23 protein-coding genes and 1 pseudogene are annotated in these 21,623 nt (G+C 69.7%); 10 read left to right on the forward strand and 14 right to left on the reverse strand.

Translation table 11 applies throughout. From position 1 onward, the window contains the following. Window positions 1–58 precede the first annotated feature (58 nt). On the reverse strand, window positions 59–631 hold the full coding sequence (locus SLAV_RS02030; protein ID WP_030226621.1) for a YceI family protein: 573 nt from the start codon (window positions 629–631) through the stop codon (window positions 59–61). Between the two features lie 371 nt (window positions 632–1,002). Here SLAV_RS02030 and SLAV_RS42120 point away from each other — a divergent pair, with 371 nt between their 5' ends. Then, the gene (locus SLAV_RS42120; protein WP_244225229.1) at window positions 1,003–1,110 is read left to right on the forward strand and encodes a streptamidine-related RiPP repeat protein; all 108 of its coding nucleotides are present in this window, start codon (window positions 1,003–1,005) and stop codon (window positions 1,108–1,110) included. A gap of 376 nt (window positions 1,111–1,486) precedes the next feature. Continuing rightward, on the forward strand, window positions 1,487–2,233 hold the full coding sequence (locus SLAV_RS02035; RefSeq protein WP_158740497.1) for an ABC transporter substrate-binding protein: 747 nt from the start codon (window positions 1,487–1,489) through the stop codon (window positions 2,231–2,233). A gap of 91 nt (window positions 2,234–2,324) precedes the next feature. On the opposite strand, the gene SLAV_RS02040 is transcribed toward SLAV_RS02035, so the two are convergent. Beyond that, a complete protein-coding gene (locus SLAV_RS02040; protein ID WP_030226617.1) occupies window positions 2,325–2,969 on the reverse strand; it encodes an NADPH-dependent F420 reductase in 645 nt (214 codons plus the stop codon). 48 nt (window positions 2,970–3,017) lie between these two features. After that, entirely contained in the window at window positions 3,018–3,830 is an 813-nt protein-coding gene (locus tag SLAV_RS02045) for an inositol monophosphatase family protein (protein WP_030226615.1), read from the reverse strand. 115 nt (window positions 3,831–3,945) lie between these two features. Between SLAV_RS02045 and SLAV_RS02050 the strand changes: the two genes are divergently transcribed. Further along, window positions 3,946–4,890, forward strand: a complete 945-nt coding sequence (locus SLAV_RS02050; RefSeq protein ID WP_030226613.1) for a LysR family transcriptional regulator — start codon at window positions 3,946–3,948, stop codon at window positions 4,888–4,890. A 61-nt stretch (window positions 4,891–4,951) separates the two neighbouring features. On the opposite strand, the gene SLAV_RS02055 is transcribed toward SLAV_RS02050, so the two are convergent. Beyond that, window positions 4,952–5,419 (reverse strand): SDR family NAD(P)-dependent oxidoreductase, encoded by a 468-nt coding sequence (locus SLAV_RS02055; protein ID WP_234333438.1) that lies wholly within the window; start codon window positions 5,417–5,419, stop codon window positions 4,952–4,954. Between SLAV_RS02055 and SLAV_RS42125 the strand changes: the two are divergent. Then, window positions 5,385–5,522: pseudogene (locus SLAV_RS42125) on the forward strand (MerR family transcriptional regulator); the annotation flags it as partial. The gene SLAV_RS02055 and the pseudogene SLAV_RS42125 overlap by 35 nt on opposite strands. A 111-nt stretch (window positions 5,523–5,633) precedes the next feature. On the opposite strand, the gene SLAV_RS02060 reads toward SLAV_RS42125, so the two are convergent. Further along, window positions 5,634–7,178: an FAD-dependent monooxygenase gene (locus tag SLAV_RS02060; protein WP_037686415.1), complete on the reverse strand. Its 1,545-nt coding sequence runs from the start codon at window positions 7,176–7,178 to the stop codon at window positions 5,634–5,636. Between the two features lie 311 nt (window positions 7,179–7,489). Here SLAV_RS02060 and SLAV_RS02065 point away from each other — a divergent pair, with 311 nt between their 5' ends. From SLAV_RS02065 to SLAV_RS02075, 3 genes are all read left to right on the forward strand, one after another. Beyond that, window positions 7,490–8,608 carry a C40 family peptidase gene (locus tag SLAV_RS02065; RefSeq protein ID WP_030226608.1) on the forward strand — a complete coding sequence of 373 codons (1,119 nt, stop codon included), beginning with the start codon at window positions 7,490–7,492 and terminating at the stop codon, window positions 8,606–8,608. Between the two features lie 189 nt (window positions 8,609–8,797). After that, on the forward strand, window positions 8,798–8,983 hold the full coding sequence (locus SLAV_RS02070) for a hydrophobic protein (RefSeq protein ID WP_199922134.1): 186 nt from the start codon (window positions 8,798–8,800) through the stop codon (window positions 8,981–8,983). A 166-nt stretch (window positions 8,984–9,149) separates the two neighbouring features. Then, the gene (locus SLAV_RS02075; RefSeq protein WP_030226604.1) at window positions 9,150–9,518 is read left to right on the forward strand and encodes a PRC-barrel domain-containing protein; all 369 of its coding nucleotides are present in this window, start codon (window positions 9,150–9,152) and stop codon (window positions 9,516–9,518) included. Window positions 9,519–9,695: 177 nt separating this feature from the next. On the opposite strand, the gene SLAV_RS02080 is transcribed toward SLAV_RS02075, so the two are convergent. The 8 genes from SLAV_RS02080 to SLAV_RS02105 all read right to left on the reverse strand — a co-directional run bounded on the left by SLAV_RS02080 (window position 9,696) and on the right by SLAV_RS02105 (window position 16,833). After that, window positions 9,696–10,817 (reverse strand): glutamate--cysteine ligase, encoded by a 1,122-nt coding sequence (locus tag SLAV_RS02080; RefSeq protein WP_030226598.1) that lies wholly within the window; start codon window positions 10,815–10,817, stop codon window positions 9,696–9,698. Beyond that, the gene (locus SLAV_RS42130) at window positions 10,805–11,089 is read right to left on the reverse strand and encodes a hypothetical protein (RefSeq protein ID WP_234333437.1); all 285 of its coding nucleotides are present in this window, start codon (window positions 11,087–11,089) and stop codon (window positions 10,805–10,807) included. Before SLAV_RS42130 ends, SLAV_RS02080 begins: the two co-directional genes overlap by 13 nt. After that, a complete protein-coding gene (locus SLAV_RS41450) occupies window positions 10,984–11,334 on the reverse strand; it encodes a hypothetical protein (RefSeq protein WP_030226596.1) in 351 nt (116 codons plus the stop codon). The genes SLAV_RS42130 and SLAV_RS41450 overlap by 106 nt, the downstream gene beginning before the upstream one ends. Before the next feature lie 111 nt (window positions 11,335–11,445). Next, the gene (locus SLAV_RS02085; RefSeq protein WP_030226595.1) at window positions 11,446–12,663 is read right to left on the reverse strand and encodes an HTTM domain-containing protein; all 1,218 of its coding nucleotides are present in this window, start codon (window positions 12,661–12,663) and stop codon (window positions 11,446–11,448) included. Next, the gene (locus SLAV_RS02090) at window positions 12,653–13,399 is read right to left on the reverse strand and encodes a DUF5819 family protein (RefSeq protein WP_078950138.1); all 747 of its coding nucleotides are present in this window, start codon (window positions 13,397–13,399) and stop codon (window positions 12,653–12,655) included. Before SLAV_RS02090 ends, SLAV_RS02085 begins: the two co-directional genes overlap by 11 nt. A gap of 112 nt (window positions 13,400–13,511) precedes the next feature. Then, window positions 13,512–14,840 carry an ice-binding family protein gene (locus SLAV_RS02095; protein ID WP_030226584.1) on the reverse strand — a complete coding sequence of 443 codons (1,329 nt, stop codon included), beginning with the start codon at window positions 14,838–14,840 and terminating at the stop codon, window positions 13,512–13,514. A gap of 695 nt (window positions 14,841–15,535) precedes the next feature. Then, window positions 15,536–15,859 (reverse strand): hypothetical protein, encoded by a 324-nt coding sequence (locus tag SLAV_RS02100; RefSeq protein WP_030226582.1) that lies wholly within the window; start codon window positions 15,857–15,859, stop codon window positions 15,536–15,538. 584 nt (window positions 15,860–16,443) lie between these two features. Beyond that, window positions 16,444–16,833, reverse strand: a complete 390-nt coding sequence (locus SLAV_RS02105) for an STAS domain-containing protein (RefSeq protein WP_051840394.1) — start codon at window positions 16,831–16,833, stop codon at window positions 16,444–16,446. Window positions 16,834–16,958: 125 nt separating this feature from the next. Here SLAV_RS02105 and SLAV_RS02110 point away from each other — a divergent pair, with 125 nt between their 5' ends. The 3 genes from SLAV_RS02110 (at window position 16,959) to SLAV_RS02120 (ending at window position 18,782) form a co-directional block, all read left to right on the forward strand. Then, the gene (locus tag SLAV_RS02110; protein WP_051840393.1) at window positions 16,959–17,300 is read left to right on the forward strand and encodes a helix-turn-helix transcriptional regulator; all 342 of its coding nucleotides are present in this window, start codon (window positions 16,959–16,961) and stop codon (window positions 17,298–17,300) included. 226 nt (window positions 17,301–17,526) lie between these two features. Beyond that, window positions 17,527–17,910 (forward strand): VOC family protein, encoded by a 384-nt coding sequence (locus tag SLAV_RS02115; protein ID WP_030226578.1) that lies wholly within the window; start codon window positions 17,527–17,529, stop codon window positions 17,908–17,910. Beyond that, entirely contained in the window at window positions 17,907–18,782 is an 876-nt protein-coding gene (locus tag SLAV_RS02120) for a sigma-70 family RNA polymerase sigma factor (protein ID WP_030226576.1), read from the forward strand. The genes SLAV_RS02115 and SLAV_RS02120 overlap by 4 nt, the downstream gene beginning before the upstream one ends. A gap of 738 nt (window positions 18,783–19,520) precedes the next feature. Here the strand turns inward: SLAV_RS02120 and SLAV_RS02125 are convergent. Next, window positions 19,521–19,985, reverse strand: a complete 465-nt coding sequence (locus SLAV_RS02125; protein WP_030226574.1) for a lamin tail domain-containing protein — start codon at window positions 19,983–19,985, stop codon at window positions 19,521–19,523. Window positions 19,986–21,623 lie beyond the last annotated feature (1,638 nt).

Raw genomic sequence — 21,623 nt, forward strand, 5'->3', positions numbered from 1 at the left:
CTGTCGTCCAAGACCTGCTGGTGGCTTCAGCGATAACCGCCGCCCGAGCCGGTCGTGCTCAGGCGGCCGTTTCGATGGGTTCGAGGACCGCCTCGACGTCGACCGTCACATCGACCATGGAACTGACGACCACTCCGCCACGGTCGACCACGTCGTTCCAACTCACGCCGAAATCATGCCGGTTGATGCGTGTCCTGGCGGTGAATCCGGCGCGGCGCCTGGGCCCGAGGTCCCGCCCCTCCTCCCACCAAGGGGTGTCCCACTGTCCCAGGTAGGTGACGTCGAAAGTCACGAGGCGCGTCACGCCGCGCACCATGAGTTCCCCGGTCACCTCGAACTCGATTCCGCTCGCCTGATGGATGCGCGACCCGACGAACGTCCACGTCGGGTGGTGCTCGACATCGAAGAAATCGGCACTGCGGAGGTGGGCGTCGCGCTGGGGCTGACCGGTGTACACCTGGGTCGCGTCGACCGTCGCCTCGACCCGCGCCTTCTCCGGCTCGTCGGGATCGACCTCCAGAAGGCCGTGCACGTTCTTGAGCTGCCCCCGCACGTAGGTGACCATCATGTGCCGGGCACGGAACTCCGCCGCGGTATGGCCGGGCTCGAAGAACCATTTGGTCATGACCATGTGCACCCCTGACCTGGCCCCTTGATCCGGGACGGATCCAACGGGTGAGTGGCGGCGGCGAACTGCTGCAGCCTCTCGGCGGCGGTCTCGTCCGCGCCGAATTCCGCGATCCCGGAGTTCAGGGAGAGCGCGCCGGCCGTGAGCCTGAGCGGAAGTTGCCGTACTGCGGAACACCGTGCCCGACCGGATGCCATGCCGAGCCTCCCAACATTGACCCTTGGTACCACCCTGCCATCCGTTCGAAGCATGTCAAACGGGGACGGTTCCCCTGTCCGGATTTCTGGCGGGGGCTTGCACAGCGCAGCCGTTGTGCCCAACCTCTGGGGCGCCGACTGCAACAACAACCGTTTTCGTTTACTGATGGAGGACGCATGCGGTCGCTCGCTTTCGAGGAGCTCCAGGCCGACGGTTCGCTGGCCGCCCCGCAGGGCCCCGGCACCAACGCCCTCGTGCACAACCCGTTCGCCTGGACTGCCTGAGCGGTCGCTGAGCGGGCAGCGCCGGCCACCGGTGCCTGACCCGCGCGACGCCGCCGCCCGTGGCCCGGCCACGGGCGGCGGCACCCATCGACGGAACGGCACGTCACCACCGAGGAAGGCACTCCGCATGGACCGCATCACCCCCGGGCACCACCTGTACCCTTGCCCCGACGGAAGCCGGCGGCACAGCTCGCCGGACGGGCACTACACCCGCATCCCCGCACGAGTTGCTGTCCGCCGCCCGGAAGCACGCCTACGGTGCCGCCGATCCGGCCGTGCTCGACGCGAACGGCCGCGCCCTACTTGAGGCGCTCCACGCACGCGGCGTACTCACCACCGCCGCCGATGGACCGGCCGGCGACACGGGCAGCGCGCCGTGGAACGTTCACATCGAAGGCGACAACCCCTCGGCGCGGCGGCCGCGCTCGCCGCCCTGCTCACCGCGTGCGGCTCGCCCGCCCCCGCCGGATCCGGCAAGCCCGCCGCAGCGGTGGCGGACGCCGGGAACCGTACGACGTACCCGACGCAGGCCGAGAACTGCGGCCGCACGGTCAAGGTCGACCGCGCACCCGAGCGCATCGTGTCGTTCTTCGCCTCCCACACCGAACTGCTGCTGGAACTCGGCCTGAAGGACCGCGTCGCCGGCCAGACGTGGACCAACCAGTCCCCGCCCAAGCCCGCCTACGCCGATGCGTACAAGTCGCTCAGGATCCTCGCGCCCGGGGAAATCTCCCGAGAGGACCTGCTCGCCGCCCGGCCCGACTTCATCCTGGCCGACGGCGAGTACCAGTTCGACGGGAGGAAGCTCCCCACCATCGACGAGCTGGCCAGGCTGGGCACCCCCACCGCCGTCACGCTCGACGCCCTCAGCTACGCGGCCGCCGCGCTCCTCCTGACCCGGCTCCCGCTCGCTGTCGCCGACCGCACCGCAGCCGACGACCGGCCCCCCGCACGCCGCGCCCTCGTGGGCCCCGGCTCCAGCAGAGCGTGCCCGCCGGCTGGATCACCCTCGGCGGACTCGCCGCGAACGCGCCGACGCGGTGGGCCTACGGACCGCCCTGCTGCTCGCCTGCCTGGCCGCGCTCACCTCGCTGGCGGCAGGCCTGACCACGCAGCTACGTAGAAAGGCCCTGCTCGCGATCGGGTAAGCCGTCGGCCCGTAGGGCAGGCGTCACCGTACCCGGCAGTCCTCCACCGGCAACCGCCTTGGCGGGTCAGCGGGCAAGGGAGACGGCGAAGGGCTGGAAGCCGTGTCGGCGCAGGATGTGGGGGACGATCAGGATCATGGCTTCAGTGGCGCGGGCCGTGGTGATGTCGCCGAGGTCCTCGATCCGTTCGGGCTTCCAGCCCAGGTCGCCGAGCAGGCCGGTGACGGTCCTCTTCGCGTTCTCGTCGTCGCCCGAGAGATAGGCGGTCGGTGGCGTGGCCAGGGTTTCAGGGGCGGTCATGACCATGAACAGCATGGTGTTGAGGGTCTTGACCACTTGGGTGTCGGGGAGGGCGGCCTGGAGCTTCTCGGCGAGGCTGCTGCCGGGATGGCACAGGTCGCCGGGCATGCCGTCGGCGGTGTCGCGCGTGGCGTTGGAGACGTCGATGAGGATCTTGCCGGAGAGCTCGGCGCGCAGGCCGGTGAGACGCTCCAGGGAGCCGTCGCCGGGCGTCGCGTTGATCACGATGTCCGTGGTGCGGGCGGTCGTGCGATGGTCGGCGAAGGCGATCCGCGGGTCGAGTCCGGCGGTGCGGGCGAAGGTGTCTCCGGGGTTCCGCGTGCCGAGGGTGACATGGTGTCCGGCTGCGGAGAGCTCGCCGGCGAGGTTGGTTCCGACGCGGCCCGCGCCCAGGATGCCGATGGTGGTCATGTGGTGATGCTCCTTGCGGTATCGGGTGGGAAGGGTGGGGACGTCCGGTCAGGCGATCGGGGCGAGGACCTTGAGGGCCGCGGCGTGGAGGCCGGGGGCGGCGGCCAGGAAGTCGCGGCTGGCGGTGTTCCAGGGTTCGCCGGCCAGGTCGGTGACGGTGCCTCCGGCCTCGGAGACCAGCAGGGCGCCGGCGACCAGGCCGGAGCGGACGTCGGAGAACTGCCAGAAGGCGTCCATGCGTCCGGCGGCGACGTGGATGAGCTGCATCGTCGCGGGAACGGACACGCGTACGACCAGGCCGTTGACGAGCATGGCGGTGACGGAGTCACCGATCCGCCGGAAGGTGCGCTCGTCCTCGCCGGGCTTGGCCTGGCCGGTGCCGATGAGGGCGGCGCCCAGGTCGGTCTTGGCGGACACCTTCAGGGGCCGGTCGTTGAGACGGGCGCCGCCGCCGGCGACCGCGGTGTAGGTGTCGCCGGTCAGCGGCAGGTGGACGACGGTGAGCACCGGCCGGTTGTCGCTGACCAGGGTGGCGGTGACGGCCCAGTCGTCCATGCCGTGGACGTGGTTGATGTTGCCCTCGGCGGGGTCGACGACCCACCACTCCCCCGGCGGGAGCGCGCCGCCGGCCAGCTCGTCCTCGGCCCACTGCGACTCGCGCCGGGCGCGCATCAGGGGTTCCCGCAACACGTCCAGCACCGCGTCGTCGTTGGCGTGGATCTCGGCGACGACCTCGTCCAGACTCACCCCCCGGGCGTGCGGGGTGTAGCGGTCGCGCAGCGTGGTGCCGGCGGCCTTCACCGCGGCGGTCACGTCGGACAGCAGCGTCGTACCGGCGTCGAAAGGCATGGCTGTGCTCATGGCGGGCTCCCTGGAATCTGTAGAAGCGGGGCGGTCGTCTCGCCCCCGCACTTCGAAAGTAGGCCGCCCGACCATTAACAACAAGTGCATGCTTGTCACTTGTAGAGTTACTCCCATGCAACTGGATCTGAACCTGCTCACGGCCCTGGACGCCCTGCTGGAAGAGGGGAGCGTCGCCGGCGCGGCAGCCCGGCTCCACGTCTCCCCACCGGCGATGAGCCGCTCGCTGGGCCGCATCCGCAAGGCGACCGGTGATCAGATCCTGGTCCGCACCGGGCGCACCATGGTCCCCACCACCCGGGCGCTGGCCATGCGCGCCCAGGTCCACACCCTCGTGCAGCAGGCCCACCAACTCCTCTCCGCACAGCAGGAACTCGACCTCGCGGCACTCGACCGGGTGTTCACCGTGCGCTGGCACGACGCCCTGACCGCGTCCTCCGGCACCGCCCTGATAGCCGCCGTCCGCCGCCAGGCCCCCGGCGTCCGGCTGCGCCTGTCCGCCGAACCGGGAACGGACGACACCGAGCTGCGCCGGGGTGAGGTCGACCTCGAATCGAGCTCCGGCACTCCGGCGCTCCCCGACATCCGCCATCGCCTCGTCGGCAGGGACCGGCTCGTCGTCACCGTCCGACCGGGCCACCCGCTGACGGAAGGCCCGCTGAGCCTCAAACGCTACGCAGCCGCCGAACACCTCACCGTTTCGCGACGTGGAATCCTGCGCGACCCGATCGACGACGCCCTGACCACACACGGCCTCGAACGACGCGTCGCCGCCGCCGGGCCCACCGCCGCCTTCGCCCTGCAACTCGCCCTCGACACCGACCTGGTCGTCACCCTCCCCGACGCGGTCACCCGCAGAGCCCGGGAACAACTCGGCCTGGCAACCCTGCCGCTGCCCGTACCGCTGCCCGACGTCCCCCTGTACCTGCTGTGGCACCAGCGCTACGACAACGACCCTGCCCACGCCTGGCTGCGGGACCTGGCCACCGAAACCATCCAGGCGCTGTTCACACCACCGACCACCCCTCACCAGCCCCTCGCCGACCACACCGGGCCCTAACGGATCCGGCTCGTCCCCCGGCGCCTGATCGGACAACCGTGTTCGAACGCGGGACGGCTTCTCACAGTCCGGTGGAGAGGGCTACGTGGCGCCAGCGGTCGAGTTCGCTTCGCACCAGATCCGGCTTCGCCTCGACGCGCTCGATCGCGTCCGCACCCAGCTGCAGGCGCGGCGGCGATTCGGCAACCTCGGTGATGTCGACGATGGCTTTCGCCGCCTTCACCGGATCGCCCGGCTGATGGCCGTCGTTCTTGGCCAGCGCCTCGCGGACGGGCCCGGCGCCGTCGGCGTAGTCGGCGATGGAGGCCGGTTCGACCTGCATGCTCAGGCTGCTGAGGAAGTCGGTGCGAAACCCGCCCGGCTCCACGATCGTGACGCGGACGCCGAGCGGGGCCGGCTCACCGTGCAGCGCCTCGGAGACACCTTCGAGTGCGCACTTCGACGCGCCGTACAGGCCCGCCGCCGGGGCGGTGGCGAAGCCGCCGACGGAGCCGATGTTCAGGACGTGCCCGGAGCGCTCGGCGCGCAACGTCCGCAGGGTCGCCCGCAGCGGACTGAGCGTGCACGCGCTGCGGTTCCACGAGCGGGAAGGTCTGTTCGCCAACCCCGTGCGCCGCCTGTCCAACGGCCGCCTGTCCAACGGCCGCCTGTCCAACGGCCGCCGGGTCTATCACGGAGAAGAGCGGTGAAGCCGACCGGCTCTGGAATCCGTCGTACTCGGACGCCGCACAGGCCGGCCCCCCTCAGGAGGACCGTCCACCGGCAGAGACGTGATGCGGAGAACCGAACCATCGGGCAGCGGCCTGCTCGAAGGCCTCCCGGTCAGGGTGGCGGTCACCGGCCCAGGCGACCACGCCGTCGGGCCGCACCAGTACCGCACCCGACCCGAGGTCGTCCCGCGCCGCGCCGGCCACGTACCGTATCGGGCCCTCCCAGCCCGTCGCCGAACCGTGCAGGAGCCGGTCGGTGGTGAAGTCGAGCACGACACCCCGTCCGTCCTCCATGAGATCGCCCAGTCGCGTGCCGTCCTCAAGGCAGAAGTCAGGGGCGCTGCGGCCGACCAGCGGATGTTCGCTGCCGAGGTCGTAGCGGATCCACGATCCCGACAGCCGCTCGAACACGTAGGTCGCTCCGTCACGGGTCCCGATGAGATCGCGAACCACTGCCTGGATCGCCTGGGCGTACGGGTCCGGCCTCATGGTCGCCACCTGGGCGCGCGACCAGTCGAGCACTGCCGCACCGATCGGATGGCGCTCGTCGGCGTAGGTGTCGAGGAGCCCGTCCGGCGCGTGCCCGTGCACGGTCGCCGCGAGCTTCCATCCCAGGTTCACGGCGTCGCCGATGCCGGTGTTCAGCCCCTGGCCGCCCAGGGGGGAGTGGATGTGGGCGGCGTCGCCCGCGAGCAGGACGCGTCCGCGGCGGTAGGCCGTGGTCTGCATCGCCCGGTCGGTGAAGCTCGAAGCGATGCGGACCTCGCCGATGGTCACGTCGGTGCCGGACACGCTGCGCAGGACCGCCTGGAGGTGGTCGCGCGTCGGCGGCTGCGAGCGATCGAACGCGCCGCCGTCGAAGTCCACCATGGCGACGTATCCGGCGTCGGGCATCCGGATGTACATGCCCGTCGGCGTCAGGTGGAACCCGGGGCGCAGCTGCTCGGGGTCGGCGAGGGTGGTGTGCATGGTGTAGCCGGTGAACTGCGGCTCGGTACCGACGAATTCGAAGCCCGCGAGCCTGCGCACCGTGCTGCGTCCGCCGTCGCAGCCGACGAGCCAGCGCGCCTCGTAGGCGTCCGCGCCGGCTTGTGCGACCACGCTCTCGCCGTTCTGGGAGACGGCGGAGACCGTGACGCCGCGCCTGATGTCCACGCCGAGCCTGGACGCCTGCTCGGTCAGCACCGTCTCGACCGCTTCGAGGTCCGTCATCACGAATTCCAGTGCCTGGCCGGGAAGCCGGAACGGCAGGGCGGCGACGTCGACCTGGGTCCCGTCGAGCATCATGCCGGCGAAGTGGCCACCGAACCGAGGGCGTGCCGGCGCGCCCTCCTCCGGGGCCTCGCCGAACACCTCTTGGACGCCTGAGGCCTTCAGCAGCGGTTCCAGCATTCCGCGCCGGTAGAACGTCTCGACCGAGGCGGCGGACAGCCCTCGCCTCCCGAGCGGGGCGGCTCGTAACGGGGAGCCGAGCGCCGGCTCCCGTTCGAGCACCAGTACGGAACAGCCTGCGAGGCCGAGCTCGCAGGCGAGGGCCAGACCGACCGGACCGGCTCCTACGACCATCACGTCATGCACGAGAGATCTCCTCTTCGAACTCCAAGCCGGATGAGTACCCGGCGGGACCTCTCGAACGGTGTCAGCGGCCGCCGACAACCCACCGACAGCCCCGACAAGCCACCGACACCACCGGCCGGCACCGTGTCGGCCGCAGTAGCCGACAGACCGCTGTCAGCGCCCGGCCCAGACCGGCCAGCACGGGTCGCTCCCCTGGCCGCTGCCCGGTCCTGGAACCCTCACGCACCGCTCGTCACCCCGGGCGTAAGCGACGCAGCCGCCGGAATCCGGTTCTCCGTGTCGGCCGGCCTCGCCCTGGACAGGATCGACACATGTACTCCGTGAAGACCGTCCTGACGGCCACGGCCACCGCCGCCGTGCTCCTCGCCCTCACCACTCCGGCCGCTGCGGTCCCCGCGGCTCCCACCACCCCGGCCCGCCCCTCCGTGTCCGCCGTGCCACGTCCCTGCGACGGCGCCGCGACCTGCTACGTCAACGTGACGGTCGCTCAGGTCTGGGTGAGCCCGGAACAGGTCCGGCCCGTGGATGCTGCGGCGACCGCCAATCCCGCGGACATCCGCGGCTGGTTGGCCACCATGTCCCTGGACGAGCGGCGTGAGGTCGCCGGGGAGACGCAGGCCCTCCACGGCGTCACGGTGAGCGTCGACCGCACCGAGTGGCACGGCGGTCTGCTCTGGGACCACGTATGGGTGCACGGCCAGCCCACCCCCAGGGACCAGGAGGGACGGGGCGCCTACCCGGGCTGGATTCCCGACCGGCAACTGACCTCGGAGCACCGGCGCCCGCCCGGGGGTACGCACGAGGAACGCGTTGCCCGCCCCACGGCCCGGGGCTTCGCCACCGCCCGGGCCGCGCTCACCGGCAGCCCGTCCGGGCAGGTGGGCGAGTACTCGTACAACACCTCCTTCCCGGTGAAGACCGGTCCGTTGCCCGGGGTCGTCGCCGCCTACTCCCCCAGTGGCGGCCGGCTGTTCTTCCGGGCTGACGACCTGGCGAGGGTGCCGGTCGCACCGAGCGGCGCGGACGTGGTCGCCGCCGCACGGGCCTTCCTGGGTCTGCCCTACCTGTGGTCGGGCACCTCCGGGTTCGGCTACGACTGCTCCGGGCTCACCGGCCAGGTCTACTCCGCCCTCGGCGTGACGATCCCCCGGGACGCCCAGCCGCAGTTCGAGGCGGGCGGCGGGCAGGTACCCGCCGGCTCGGCCGCGGGGGTGCGGATCACCGGTACGCAGGACCTCAAGCTCGGGGACATCGTCGCCTTCCGCCCCGCGACCGGGACCGATGTCACCCACGTCGGCATCTATTCGGGGACGAGGAACGGCGAACCCATGATGATCAACTCGCCTCGGACCGGTGACCCTGTCAGGGAGGAGCCCATCGGTTCCACCGGCCGCGTCTACGTGGGCGCCACCCGCTTCCTCACCCGCTGACGCGAGCCGGTCCGGGCGGCCGGCGGGCGCGCGGACACCTGGCCCGACGGCGTACAGGACTTCCACGGGCAGGGGAATTCTCTTGCCCAGCCAGCTGGATAAGAAACAAATAAAAATCGGATGCATGCCTCTGATGCGTTCGGGCAGATGACGTTTGCGTTCGGGCAGATGACGTTTGCGTTCGGGCAGATGACGTTTCGGAGGTTGATAATCATGGTTCCCCTGCTTCTCGTTCTTCTCCTGGTCTTGATCCTCTTCGGCGCTGGTTTCGCGCTGAAGATTCTCTGGTGGATCGCGATCGCCGTATTGGTTCTATGGCTGATCGGGTTCATCGCCCGCCCGAAGGCCGGCTCCGGTCGCTGGTATCGCTGGTAGGAGCGCCACAGCACCCGTCCGGGCGCGTGAAAACATGTAGGCCGGGCAGATGGAAAAAGGCAGAAGAACGCAACACACCCGCCGAGTGCGAGGTACGGAGCAAGGAGGGTCGGGCGGGGAATCCATTCCCGGCCGTCCTCCGCTGACCAGAGGAGTTGCATTTCGCGTGACCGAGCATGTGTGGAGTTACCAGCCGACCGCGGGCCACCTGACCGGTACGGACCTGACCGGCTACAAGGTCGAGGCGACCGACGGCACCATCGGCAAGGTCGACAAGCACTCCGACGAGGCCGGCGACGCGTACCTGGTCGTCGACACCGGCGTATGGATCTTCGGCAAGGAGGTCCTGCTCCCGGCGAGCACGGTCGTCAGGATCGACACGGAGGACGAGAAGATCTTCGTCAACCGCCGCAAGGAACAGATCAAGAACGCCCCCGAATTCCACCGCGACAAGCACCTCGGCGACGTCGGCTACCGCGAGGAGCTCAGCGCCTACTACGTCACCGGTGTCCCCTTCGGCGGCTCTCACTCCTGATCGCCTTCCCTCGCGTGACCCCGGTCCCGGCACCCTCCCCTGGGTGCCGGGACCGGTCTGCCCGCCTGCCGCCGGGCCGGCTCCACCTCGATGGCGACGCCATCACAGCGGCCGGGTGGCCATCAACCCGGCGAACACCGGCCCCAACCTGGCCGGCATCGACGCACCGCATCCGGCTCAGATGGCGACGCCGGCGGTGATCTCCGCGCAGCGGGTGGCCACGGCGCCGAGCGTGCCCTCCGCTCGCAGCAGCCCGCGCTGGACACGCGCCCCGTTGCCATGCTCCAGGAGGCGGCCGATGCCGTCACGGACGAGTTCGTCGTCGCCGTGGTCGGCCAGCGCTTCGCGTACATGGGCGTAGAGCGCTTCGACGGCCGCGGCGGGTGGTGTCTCGCGCATCGTACGGGGATCGAGGAGCGGGCCGTCCAGCCCCGAGCGGGCGGCGCGCCAGGTCGCGAGCCGCAGCAGTCCCGTGCCGATCCCGGCCGGCGGCTGCCCGTCCTGCCAGGCGCGGGCGGCGGTCTCGACCAGGCCTCGTACCAGGGCCGCGAGGAGGACCGGGGTCGACGCCTCCAGGCAGACGTCTGCGACCCTGACCTCCACCGTCGGATAGGCGGCGGACAGCCGGGCGTCGAAGTAGATCATCCCTTCGTCGTGTAGCACGCCGGTGTCGAGCATGGCGCGCACCTGCTGGTGGTAGCGGTCGGCGGACCCGAAGACGTCCGTGGGCCCGGCCGACGGCAACCGGTTCCACACCCGGCTGCGGTAGCTGCCGTACCCGCTGTCCTCGCCCTGCCAGAACGGCGAGTTCGCGCTCATCGCGGTGAGGACGGGCAGCCAGGGCCGGATCCGGTCCAGGACGGCGACGCCCTCCTCGTCCGATTCGACCGACACGTGGACATGGCAGCCGCAGGTCAGCTGCTCCTGCGCGGTCAGGCCGAACTGCTCGCCGAGCCACTCGTACCGCTTACCCGTGTTCAACGAGGGCCGGACGGTCAGCGGGGAGGTGCCCAGGGCCGCGACCAGCGCGCCGGCGGACGCGGCGTGCCGGGCGGCCTCCGCCCGCCAGCGGGTGATCTCCTCCTGGAGCTCGCCCATCTCCGACACGGGTTTGGTGGCGAACTCCAGCTGCTCCTTCTGCAGCTCCTTCTCGAAGGTGTGCCCCTGCGGTTCGCCGTGCTCCGTCCGCTGTCCACCCGACCGGTCCGCGGCCGCCAGCACGGCCCCCGACAGGGCCAGTGGCTCACCGCTGTGGGCGTCCACCAGCAACAGCTCCTCTTCCACGCCTACGCTTCGCATGCCGCCGCCCATCGGTCCGCTGTCCGTGTCACCTCGCGCCTGCCCTGCCCACCCCGGCCGTGCGGATACTCACCAGGGCGGGCGGCAGGCAGGCGGCATCCTGCGTGCCGGGGCGCCGGGAGCGGGGCAGGCGCGCCGTCGACGGCGGCGTTGCCCACCCCCCGGCTCACGGGTGGAGCGCCGGCTCCTGGCCGCCGCCGCTCGGCAGCACGCGCACCTTCCTCGCGGTCGCTGATCTCGACCCTGACGATGCCGGTGTCGTCGGCGTACACGGGGTGGCCGCCGCCGGACCCTGCTGGTCGGACGCGGCCACCACCACGATGTCCTGCCCCGACTCGGGACGACGGTCCGACGTCCGCTTCGCCGTGCTCCGCGGCGGAACCTTCGACGACGACACCGGTGCCTCGCCCCTCGTGAGCTTGATCGTGACCTGGTCATCGCCCACGCACACCCCTCGCCGGCCGAAGTGCAGTTCCTCGGCGACGGTGACGAAGTACCTCAGCTGCCGCAGTGCCATCTGCCGGCTGTAACCGTCAAGGCCGAAGGGTCATCCATTCGTGCAAGCCTCCAAGTCGAAGCGCCCGGAGGGACTCCTCCGGAGCATGGGGCGAGCGGTCCGCTCGGCTGCTCAGCTCTGCCCGGATACGAGCCCGGTGGCCGGCGTGGTGTCCTTCTGTGCAGGAACGGCTCGTTGTCCGGAGCCGGGTACGCCGGGCCTGCCCTGCGAAGGGACGCCGGATCCTGCCGTTCGGCCGGGCGCCGGGCGGCACATCCCCGTGCGCTGTGCTGCGCGTCGCCACAGGTGAGGCAGGAAGGCGTAGAAGCGGTCGGGAAGAAACACGGCGTCCGCGACGATCATCGCGCCGGAGAAGAGGGGCAGTCCCAGGAGTACTGCGATCCCGATGTGCATGCCCAGTAGCACGGTCAGAACGGGATACTTGAGTCTGCCGAAGAGCACGAACGGGAAGGCGACCTGCAAGAGCACCGTCACGTAGCTGGCGATCGCGATCACCATCGGAAACTGGTCCACGAGGTGGGAGAGCGCGGGCCACGGCTGGAAGAGTTCGAGATTCAGCGCGTAGTGGAGAGCGGTACCCCCGCCCCAGGTAGGGCCCTGGATCTTGTACAAGCCGGCTGATCCGTAGAGGAAGCAGACTTGTGCCGCGATGACAAGGATGCCGCAGTTGTGCATCACCGTGGTCAAGGTGACGCGTGCATCGTGGAATTGTTGGCTTTGGAAGCTCCTCACCGGCTCTGGCGCGTTGCCCGATCGAGCTGCCTTGAGTCGGTTTCGACGTGCGTCCAGGGACCAGCGCCGGCCGCAGGCGGTGAGGACGAGGTAGAGGGCCATCAGCAGGATCAGGTTGTCGCCCCCATCCGTCATGAAGATCGCTCTTGCGTGGAACGAGGTCACGACGACGGCGAAGAGGACGGACATGACGCGGGTCCGCCAGCCCAGCATGAACAGCGTGGACGTGAGGACGGCCATCAGGTAGCAGAGTTCGAAGTAGGGACGGCTGTCCGACAGGATCAGGACGCTGCTCCAGCCAGTCTGATCGAAGAGCTCTCGTGCCAGCGCCGGTGTCCAGGGCGATCCGGGGCCCCAGATCTCGTCGCGGTGCGGGAACTCGCGGATCAGGAAGATCAGGTAGAGCAGTCCGTAGCCGATGCGCAAAACCGATGCGGCGTAGAGGGAAATCGGCCGGTGGGTGCAAAGCGCCCACAGACCGCCGATCCGGTCGAGGAACCACGTGTGGGCCGTGCCGACGATGGAAGCCTCGTGGCCCGCAGACCGGTACGGCGCGGCTGACCCGGACGGGGGCTGGGGGGTCTGCTCATTTCCCATGGGAGGTGACCTTCCACCAGGGCAGGAGCCGGGTCTCGGTGGGTGTCGGCGGGCGGTTCCCCGTCGCTGTGCCGGGCGCGGGTACGGGCACGGTGACGACCCGGAGCTGAATGAAGTCGAAAGTGACGCCGGCGTTGCGGGCGGCGACGCGGTCTGCGGCGATGTTGCGCAGGTACTGCTGCAACATCACGGCTCGTTCCGAGCGTGCCGTGTCGCTTCCTCCGTGCGTCTCGACATAAGAGGTCCAGGCGCGGCGCAGGAGGTTCTGGGATGTGTGGCTCGGAAACACATCGTGGTCGACTGCGGCATTGTCCACGGCAGCCAGATCGAGCCAGGGGCTCACCCGCACCGATCCTTTGGAATCGGTGTACGCGGTTCTCGCCAGGATCTGCCGGTTGAAGGAGTCAGGGTCCGGGGCGAAGAGTCGCCAGTTCTGTTCGAAGAGCGGGTAAACCCATGCGTTGACCTGTGAACTGTAGCGCCTCGATACGGGATTGGAGGGGGCTACATGCAGGAACACCAGGACGATGTGGACCAGAGCCGTCACCAGACAGAGCGCTACGACGGTGTGCACCCCTGCTTTCAGCGCACGAACACCCAGGGGCGGCTCCTGCGGTCCGACCGGCCCGACCGCTTCGTCGGGATGCTGCTCGACGGGTGGATCGGAGTAGGACTGATGGAGTTCCTTCACGCCGGCAGATTCCCGGATCGACACATCCCACCCTGGCTTTCCCATGTCTGCTGTTCGTCTGAGGTCTCTGTGATTCTCACCGACGGCGCGCGGCGGATTCGACGAGAATTCCGCCGCGCGCAGTCATCCGGTGAACGGAAATCGTGCAGCCTGCCGCCTATTCCTGGTGGCCCTCGTGGCCCTCGTGGCCTTCGTGGCCCTCGTGGCCCTCGTGGCCTTCGTGGCCCTCGTGGCCCTCGTGGCCCTCGTGGCCCTCGTGGCCTTCGTGGCCCTCGGGCTTGTCGCCGTAGCCGTAGTGCTCGCCGGGCTTCCCGTCGTGCCCGTGGCCGTGGTCCGGCTTACCGGGTCCCTCGTCATGCCCATTGCCCGACCAGCCGTGCTCGTCTCCCGGCTTGCCGCCGTGGTCCGGGCCCCCGGGCCGACCGCCGTGCCCGCCGGTGGCGTTGCCCCCGGAAATGGCACCGCCGGTCGTGTTGCCCGCGGTGTTCCCTGAGGTGTTGCCCGCGGTGTTCCCGGCGATGTTCCCCGAGGTGCCGCCGGAGACGAGGTCGACGATCGGGCCGCCCAGGAGGCCACCGCCGATCAGACCCACGGTCGTGCCGGTCGTCGATCCGGCGGTCGGGGTTCCCGCGGTCGTGCCGGTCGTCGTACCGGCAGTCGGCGTTCCCGCGGTCGTACCGGTCGTCGTACCGGCAGTCGGCGTTCCCGCGGTCGTACCGGAGGTCGTTCCACCGGTGGCGCAGCCGCCGAGGAAGATCCGGTTGTTGTTGAGCGTCACCTCGCCGTTACGAGCCAGCGCCCGGCCCTCGATGTTCGCCCCCTGGTTCACGAAGATGGAGGTCAGCGCCATGATGGTGCCCACGAAGGTGGAGGTGGTGCCGAGGGTCGCCGAACTCCCGATCTGCCAGTACACGTTGCACGGCGAAGCACCGTTCGTGAGGAGAATCCGGCTGTTGGATGCCGTGGTCAGGGCTTCGGGAATCTGGAACACCCAGACCGAATTGGGGTTTCCCCCGGCGTTCAGGACGAGGTCACCGGTGAGTCCGACACCGGATGTGGCCCTGTGGACGCCAGGAAGCAGTTCCTGGCCCCCGCCGATTCCAGCCGCCAGCGGGAAGTCCGGTGCCTGGCCGGTCAATTGGCCGGCCGCATTGTTGTACGCCACGATCAGATCGCTCTTGGCCTGAGCGGCCGCCGGGTCCGCGGGGTGCACGGCACCGAGCACCAGCCCGGGCGGGAACCCGGTGATGGCCGGGTTGGGGTGCGTCCCGAGGTCGTGGTCGAGCACCGAGTTGCCGGTGTTGGTGACGCCCTGACCTGCCAGAACGGAGTAGCTGGCGGTGGTGCCCAGCGGCACGGGTGTCGCGATGGCCAGTGCCTGCGTCGGCAATCCGGCGACCATTACAGCGGCAACCGTTACGGCTACGGCCGAGGCCATCCAGCCGGACAGAGTGCGGCGCTGAACCGCTTGGATTCTCAGCTTCATCAAGAGGCCATTTCCTGTTTGGGGCCGTGGCGTACCGGGCCCTACCGTTCGCCCGGGAAGCCCTGGTGTGTCGCCGCCGCATATTACGCGGAACTATTCACGCACCACTCACGGATGAGACGCGGAGGGGGGTTGATACAAACACACCCGACGACGGAATTGGCCATGACAATAATCAAACTCACATTGTCGATCATCCGACTTGCCACCCGGATGGGCAGGGGTCGGCTCACCCACAAGAGGCAGTCCCGCACACATGCCCAATTGGATCCACCCGCGTACACGGAGATGCACCCGCCGGTCAGGCGATTTCGCGGGCCGTGCAGGACGGGCGTGGCGGAAGTGCATCGTCAATGCACCGCACCCCAAGTCACATACCTGGGTTCCGCCATGGAGTGAAGGCGAGAGGTCCGTGCCGCCGACGGACCCCGGCGCCCCCCTGTGCCCAACACGTGCACACATCGGACATCGGACCCAGGCGGACGGACCATGGCCCCGAGGTCGCCGTGTTCGACAGCTCGTCGCTCCACGGCCTCCATGACCTCGGCCCCGTACTTCCGGTGCCCGCGCGAGACCGTCCAGGCCGTCGGGGTGGGTGAGGTGGGCCGGGGCGGCATGCCCCGAGTCCGGGCAGAAGACGCAGATGTCGGACTCGGTCACGGCAGAGCCCGTCCCTCACATGCACCCCGGCCGGTTCAGTGGCCGAGAGCGCGCTTCAGTTCTGCCTTGTCCATCTTCGAACGGCCCTCGATGCCCTTCTGCTTCGCCTCGTTGTACAGCTGCTCCTTGGTGGGGCCCTGCGCACCGCTGTGGGAGCGCAGCCCACCACGCCTGGACGGCGAGATGTCCTCCAGTGAGGACCGGCTCGCGGTTTTCGACTCGCCGGAGCGGGCTCGTTCCTTGTTCACGGTGCGGGCCGCGATTTCCTCGGCACGCTTCGTGCTCTCGCCGCGCCGCTCGGCGCTCTCCTTGATGTGCTCGTACTGGCGTTCCCTCTTGGGACTGGAACCACGAGGCATGACGATCCCTCCTTTTCTCGTCCTGCGTTCTCCGTACGGTGTGGTGATGCCGCCAGGCGCGCCGTGCGCCTGCCCGCCCAGAGCCGCCTCATTCCGCCGGCCCCCGCGCGACTTCCGCGGAATCCGCCGACCGGGCACCCCCCGCCTTCCGGTCCTTCTCCTCCTGGCGGGCACGTTCGACACGGTCCGGGTCGACGGGCGGCCCGCCGCCCGTACCCGTCCGGGAAGGAACTCCCGCGGGCCGGCCGTGTTCGTCCACAGCAGCACCCAGATCGGGCAGAAGCTCCGGGCGTAGATCCTTCTTCCTGGCGTTCATGATCCACCGCCTCTGGCTGTGGGCTGGACGCCGGCCCGGCTGGTCGGACCCGGCGGACACGGGGACAGCCCTTTGGGTACTGGAACAGGCTCGGGCCGGGCGTAGCCGCGGCGGGCAGGATGCGCCCCGCCCCGCGGGCGGGACGAGGTCGTTGCCATCGGCGCGCCCACATGCCCCGCAAGCGTGCGCTCGGGTGGTGGGGGTATGTCGGGGGCGTGGCGGGCTGTCCGAGGATCGGCGGCGAACGAGGTGGACGCGGTCATGGAGATCACTTGCTTTCCGGCGGGCATCGTGAGGCGAGCAGGAAGCCCGTGGCGGTGAGGTGGAGGAGCCGCTCGACGGGGCGGCTCGCGGCGGTGATGCGCACGCCTCGGCCGATTCGCAGGGCGGCGAGGCGGGTCGACAGGAGGGCGTTGAGTCCCGCGCAATCACAGAAGGTGACCCGGCTCAGGTCCACGCTCAGATCCACAAGAGGGGTGTCCCGTTGGGAGGCGAGAGCGGTCAGGAGGTCTTCGCGGAGGATCGCGGCGTTGCCGAAGTCGACCTCGCCGCTCACGCGGACGTGGGCCGTCCCCGGAGGTGGGCTGGGGGTCACCGAGACCTCCAGGCCGACGGTCTGGGATACGTCCGGGCGGTCGTGGCGCGCGATCGCGGTCATGGCTGCCTCCCCACGCGTTCCAGGGCTGTTTCTCCTTCCATCAGCATCGTCGGCACCCGACCGACGTACGTCAAGAATTACACGAAAAACAGGACATATATCCAAAGAACGGGCATTCTGGAGTTATGGCTGATGAAGTGCCTCCCAGAGGCTCCTGGACGTTCCTGACGAGCCACGCACGCGTGCTCCTCGCCCTGGCCAAGGACCCCGGAGCCCGTCTACGGGAAGTCGCCTCGACCTGCGTACTGACCGAGCGGAGCGTGCAGTCGATCGTCGCCGACCTGGAGCAGGAGGGATACCTCACCCGAGTACGCGAAGGACGCCGTAACCACTACCGGATCACCCCCGGAGCCAAGTTCCGACACCCCGCCGAAGCCGACCGCGACATCGCCGGCCTGCTCGCCCTCTTCTCCGCATTCCCGCCCACGACCACGACGCACACGGGCCACCACGGAGAGTCGTCGTAGGTGTGGTTCGCGTGAGTCGGGCCCTCGGACGGGGTCCCGCTGTTTGCCTGCCAGGGAAGGTGACCCCGATCAATGGCCGGTCCTGACCTGTGGGTGATGCCGATCTCGCATTCCGGGTGTCCGTCCGGACCGACCAGACCTGTTACCTTCGCCCGTCGGCATTCGTCATAGGTGTGACGGCCCCGTACGAACGGTCGCCGCACCAACGAGTGGAATCGGGAACCGGATGCTGACCAACATCATGTACGTGACGATCTACGTCACTGATCAGGACCGCGCGCTGGAGTTCTACACCGACGGACTCGGCCTGGAAAAGCGGCTCGACGTCCCGGGGCCCGACGGACGCTTCCTCACTGTCGGCGTGCCCGACAGCCCCGTGCAGATCATCCTGTGGCCGCATGCGCCGGCCGCGGGACAGCCTGGCGGCATGGGCGCGCCCGGTCCGCTCATCCTCGAATCCGAGGACTTGCGAAAGGATTTCGAGATCATGCGCCGACGCGGCGTCACCTTCGAAGAGTCCGAGCCCGTGGAATATCCGTTCGGTGTCCGCGTCGAGGCGGTGGACCCGGACGGTAACCGGGTCTCCCTCCGTCAGCCGCGAAAGCCGTGACCGCCGACCCGTCCGTCCTCGTGTCCGAGGCGTTCGAAGCCCAGCGAGACCGGCTGCGCGCCGTCGCCTACCGGGTATTGGGCTCGCACGCCGATGCCGAGGACGTGGTCCAGGAAGCCTGGATGCGCCTCGTCCGCCAGGATGAGGCGACCATCGGCAATCTGGCCGGCTGGCTGACCACCGTAGTCGGCCGAATCAGCCTGGATCTCCTGAGAGCCCGTCAGGCCCACCCCGAAACCGCCTACGAGCAAGAGTTCGCGGACCTCGTGGTGACACCCGACGATGACCCCGCGCCGGACGAACAGGTGGCGCTGGCCGATTCAGTAGGCCTTGCCCTGCTGGTCGTGCTCGACTCGCTCACCCCGAGCGAACGACTGGCGTTCGTCCTGCACGACATGTTCGCGGTCCCGTTCCAGGAAATCGGCCAGATCCTGGGCAAATCCACTGACGCCACCAAGATGGTCGCCAGCCGCGCCCGCCGTAAGGTCCGAACCACGGACCGGCCGGCGGGCCGCGGCCGCGAGCACCGAGCGGTCGTCCAGGCATTCGGCGCCGCCGCCCTGAGCGGCGACTTCGAAGCGCTCCTGCGTGTCCTCGACCCGAACGTGAAACTGACCGTCGACACCCCCGACGGCCTGGTCGTCACCCTCGGCTCCACCAAGGTCGCCACCGGCGCCCGCATGTTCTCCGGTGAGGTCGCCCGCCATCGACCCGTGCTGGTCAACGGCATCCCCGGTCACATGTCCTGGGGCCCCGACGGAAGCCCTCTCTCCATCATCGCCTTCACCGTCACCGAAGGCCGGATCACCAGCATCCACATCGTCGTCGACCCGGCCAAACTCGCCTCGGTCCATCTGCCCACCCCGGACTGAGCCGGTGCCGTCGGCGTCTTCCCGCATACGTGCAAGTCATCCCGGCCGACCGAGCCGACCGTGCACGGCATCCTCGCCAACGAGGCTTCGGGCTCAGCCGGATCGAACTCGCGCTCTCGCGCCCAGGCTGGGGGTACTGGGACGACTACGGAGACTTCATCGGCCCCGGAAGACGGTGCGTCGGCGCCCGGCCGACAGGTTCGGCGGCCCCGAAACCGACCATCAAGAACGGGATCGCGGCAGCCCGCGGGCACGGCCTCTCTGTGGTCCAGGGAACGGAATGCCGGAACGGCAGCGAACCGGCCAGCCGGACGCCCGATCAGTCAGACGGCGGCAGCGGCAGCATCCACCGCGAAGCTGAACTGGTCCTTCGCCCCTATCGAGGCGCCGCCACCCGGCGGAGCGCGAGGACATCGGGGAAGCCGGGCCCGGGCCACCGGGGCCTGCGGGCCGCGGTAGGAGGGGTTCGAGGTGTTCGAGAGCCGTCTGGTGGGCCCGAGCCGGCACGTGCTGCTCGGGGTGGCCGACAGCGGCAACCGGCCAGGGCCGTTGCCGAAAACTCGCCTGACAGGGCCGCACTTCTCCGTGCTGCCCACGCCAAGCCAATGCCTGCAGGACACAGGCACGTGTACGCCTGGCCGTGAGAACTCTCAAGGCCAGGCGTACACGTGCCTACTGTCCAGTGCTGGTGTGTCCGAGGGCGCGGGCTGTTGCCGGTGGCAGCCCGGCTTTCAGGGATCAGTGGCGGCGGCCCCAGGTCTCGGTGTCGACGACGCGGTTGTGGTCGTCGCGCAGGGTGGCGGTGTCGGCCCGGTTGCCCCAGATGTACTCGCGGCGGTTCTGGAACAGGTCGGTGCGGGTGTTGTGGCCGGTTCCGGTGTGGATGCGGATGGTGGCGTGGCTGTTGATGCGGACGTTGTCGAAGCGGTAGCGGTTGCCGTCGTCGTCGCGCAGGGTCCAGCCGCGGAGGTTCATGGCGTCACGCGTGGTGTTGGTGATCTCCACCCACTCGTTGTTCAGGGACCGGTTGGAGTGGTCGTCGCGTCCGGGGCTGTCGGCCTGGACCTGGCTGATCTCCACCCGCGGGTGCTGGCGGCGGTCGTGGTCCTGCGCGCCGGCCGGCAGCGCGGCGGCACCGACAACGGCTCCGGCGGCCAGGACGGTCGCAGCGATACGGCGGACGGAGGAAGAAACGGACGACATGGGTGACGCTCCCTCAAGCAGCATGCCCCACCAGCCGAAACAGGTGGTGACGGCGGTGCGGTTTCCCGGCCCGGAGTGAGCCGAGGGCCACACTCTCGACCCGGCACCCACCCCGGTGCAGCACCAACCGAGCCCGGTTACCAGAAGCGGATGTTCCCGTCACACTCGCGTGCACACCGCACGCACATCGGCCAGGCGCGACCCTGACAACCGATGCTCCCTGCACCCACCCGCCCTCCCCATCGGCACGGCGGTCCATGCGCACCGGCGCACCACCCGGCGCACTCAGAAAGCCCACCACCCAAACGGAGTAGCACATTCCGTAACAGCCGTTCGCCGAATTTCCTCGCACATTCGTATTGAATTCGAACGTATCTCCATGCCGTTGACCGCAGACCGAGCCCGGCACCTCCGGGGTGGACGGCCGAGCAGCAGAGGTAGCGCGCCTATCCGGCTTCCGCGGTTCTCGCAGGCAGCCCCGGCGGCTTCCGATGACGCGCGCATACCTTGGCCGAGCCACCGGCCGGCCGAAGCCCCAGCCGGCGGGAAGCGCCGTTCGGGCCGTGCGGTCCTGGGGCCGACGTCGCTGAACCACGACCAGCTCGCCCAGGCGCCCTTGCGGGCTGGGTCACTGCACGAGGTCGGTATGCGGGTGGCCCGTGCCCGCGAACGCCGGGCAGCCGTACAGCTGCAGGTGATTGGCGTCGGACCCGAGGGGCCCAGCCGCCGATCTTCCAACCGGGGGCGTGGGAGAGGTCGACGTCGTACAACTCCTGCGGCGCCTCGCGGAAATTGCCCAAGTCGACGCCGGCAGCCTCCCAGAGGTCCGGAACCAACAGCTGACGCCGCAATTCCTCGGGCAACTCCAGGAAATCGGGGTACTCGATGACCTCTTCCGGCGCGAGCACGCACGGCTGCGGCACGTAGAAGTCCTCATCCGCGTCGTACGGCTGGGGCGGCGCGGTCAGCACGTCGGTGCCGTCCGCGGCGGTCCGCCAGAACAGCTTGACCGGAGGCTTGTACTCCGGCGGGTGCTCCGAGGGGCACCACAGGATTTGGAGCAGATCGGTCCGCCCGGGCGGTCGCAACAGGGGCACGTCGCGTACGTACAGCTGGGCGGTTCGGTACGGCGCATGCACCACCAGCCGAAGCCGCAGGTGGGCGACGTACATCGGACGGGCCGCCCGACCCTGAAGAGCCAAGGCACACGCGCTCCTGCGGCGTCTTGGGGGCCGCATGCGAATGCCAATCGCCCGCCGAGCCTGGCTCTGCCTGGCGGCCGCTGCCGCCGTCGCACTGGCGACGACCGTGACTCGTCCGGCATCGGCCGCCTCCGGCGAGGTCCAGGTGGTGCTCGGAACCCCCGAAGGCGGGTCCGCGCTGACCGCACCGGCGTGGAAGGCGTCGCGGCGCCGTCCGAGTACGGCGACGCCGGCAGGGCCTCCAGGCCCCCGGCGGCGGGCCGAGACGCTCAAGCTCAGCTCCGTCGTCTTCCCCTGGCAGAGCGACAGCCGAATCGGGAGCCACGCCCTGACCGCCCTCACCCCGCCACATCCTCCGCGTCACCAGGCACGGACCGTGGGTGACCGGATTCCCGCCGAGGGCGCTGCCCCGGCGGTCCCCGGAGGAGCCTGCCCG

The organism is Streptomyces lavendulae subsp. lavendulae, from assembly GCF_002803845.1.
GTDB classification, from domain to species: Bacteria; Actinomycetota; Actinomycetes; order Streptomycetales; family Streptomycetaceae; genus Streptomyces; species Streptomyces lavendulae.

Coding starts and splice junctions, on each gene's coding strand:
- SLAV_RS02085 (WP_030226595.1), bottom strand. CDS start 12,663: ATGGGAAATGAGCAGACCCCCCAGCCCCCGTCCGGGTCAGCCGCGCCG.
- SLAV_RS02045 (WP_030226615.1), bottom strand. CDS start 3,830: ATGAGCACAGCCATGCCTTTCGACGCCGGTACGACGCTGCTGTCCGAC.
- SLAV_RS02080 (WP_030226598.1), bottom strand. CDS start 10,817: ATGCGAAGCGTAGGCGTGGAAGAGGAGCTGTTGCTGGTGGACGCCCAC.
- SLAV_RS02050 (WP_030226613.1), top strand. CDS start 3,946: ATGCAACTGGATCTGAACCTGCTCACGGCCCTGGACGCCCTGCTGGAA.
- SLAV_RS02125 (WP_030226574.1), bottom strand. CDS start 19,985: ATGTCGTCCGTTTCTTCCTCCGTCCGCCGTATCGCTGCGACCGTCCTG.
- SLAV_RS02110 (WP_051840393.1), top strand. CDS start 16,959: ATGGCTGATGAAGTGCCTCCCAGAGGCTCCTGGACGTTCCTGACGAGC.
- SLAV_RS02030 (WP_030226621.1), bottom strand. CDS start 631: ATGGTCATGACCAAATGGTTCTTCGAGCCCGGCCATACCGCGGCGGAG.
- SLAV_RS02105 (WP_051840394.1), bottom strand. CDS start 16,833: ATGACCGCGATCGCGCGCCACGACCGCCCGGACGTATCCCAGACCGTC.
- SLAV_RS02095 (WP_030226584.1), bottom strand. CDS start 14,840: ATGAAGCTGAGAATCCAAGCGGTTCAGCGCCGCACTCTGTCCGGCTGG.
- SLAV_RS02040 (WP_030226617.1), bottom strand. CDS start 2,969: ATGACCACCATCGGCATCCTGGGCGCGGGCCGCGTCGGAACCAACCTC.
- SLAV_RS02100 (WP_030226582.1), bottom strand. CDS start 15,859: ATGCCTCGTGGTTCCAGTCCCAAGAGGGAACGCCAGTACGAGCACATC.
- SLAV_RS02115 (WP_030226578.1), top strand. CDS start 17,527: ATGCTGACCAACATCATGTACGTGACGATCTACGTCACTGATCAGGAC.
- SLAV_RS02090 (WP_078950138.1), bottom strand. CDS start 13,399: ATGGGAAAGCCAGGGTGGGATGTGTCGATCCGGGAATCTGCCGGCGTG.
- SLAV_RS02070 (WP_199922134.1), top strand. CDS start 8,798: ATGACGTTTCGGAGGTTGATAATCATGGTTCCCCTGCTTCTCGTTCTT.
- SLAV_RS41450 (WP_030226596.1), bottom strand. CDS start 11,334: ATGGCACTGCGGCAGCTGAGGTACTTCGTCACCGTCGCCGAGGAACTG.
- SLAV_RS42120 (WP_244225229.1), top strand. CDS start 1,003: ATGCGGTCGCTCGCTTTCGAGGAGCTCCAGGCCGACGGTTCGCTGGCC.
- SLAV_RS02065 (WP_030226608.1), top strand. CDS start 7,490: ATGTACTCCGTGAAGACCGTCCTGACGGCCACGGCCACCGCCGCCGTG.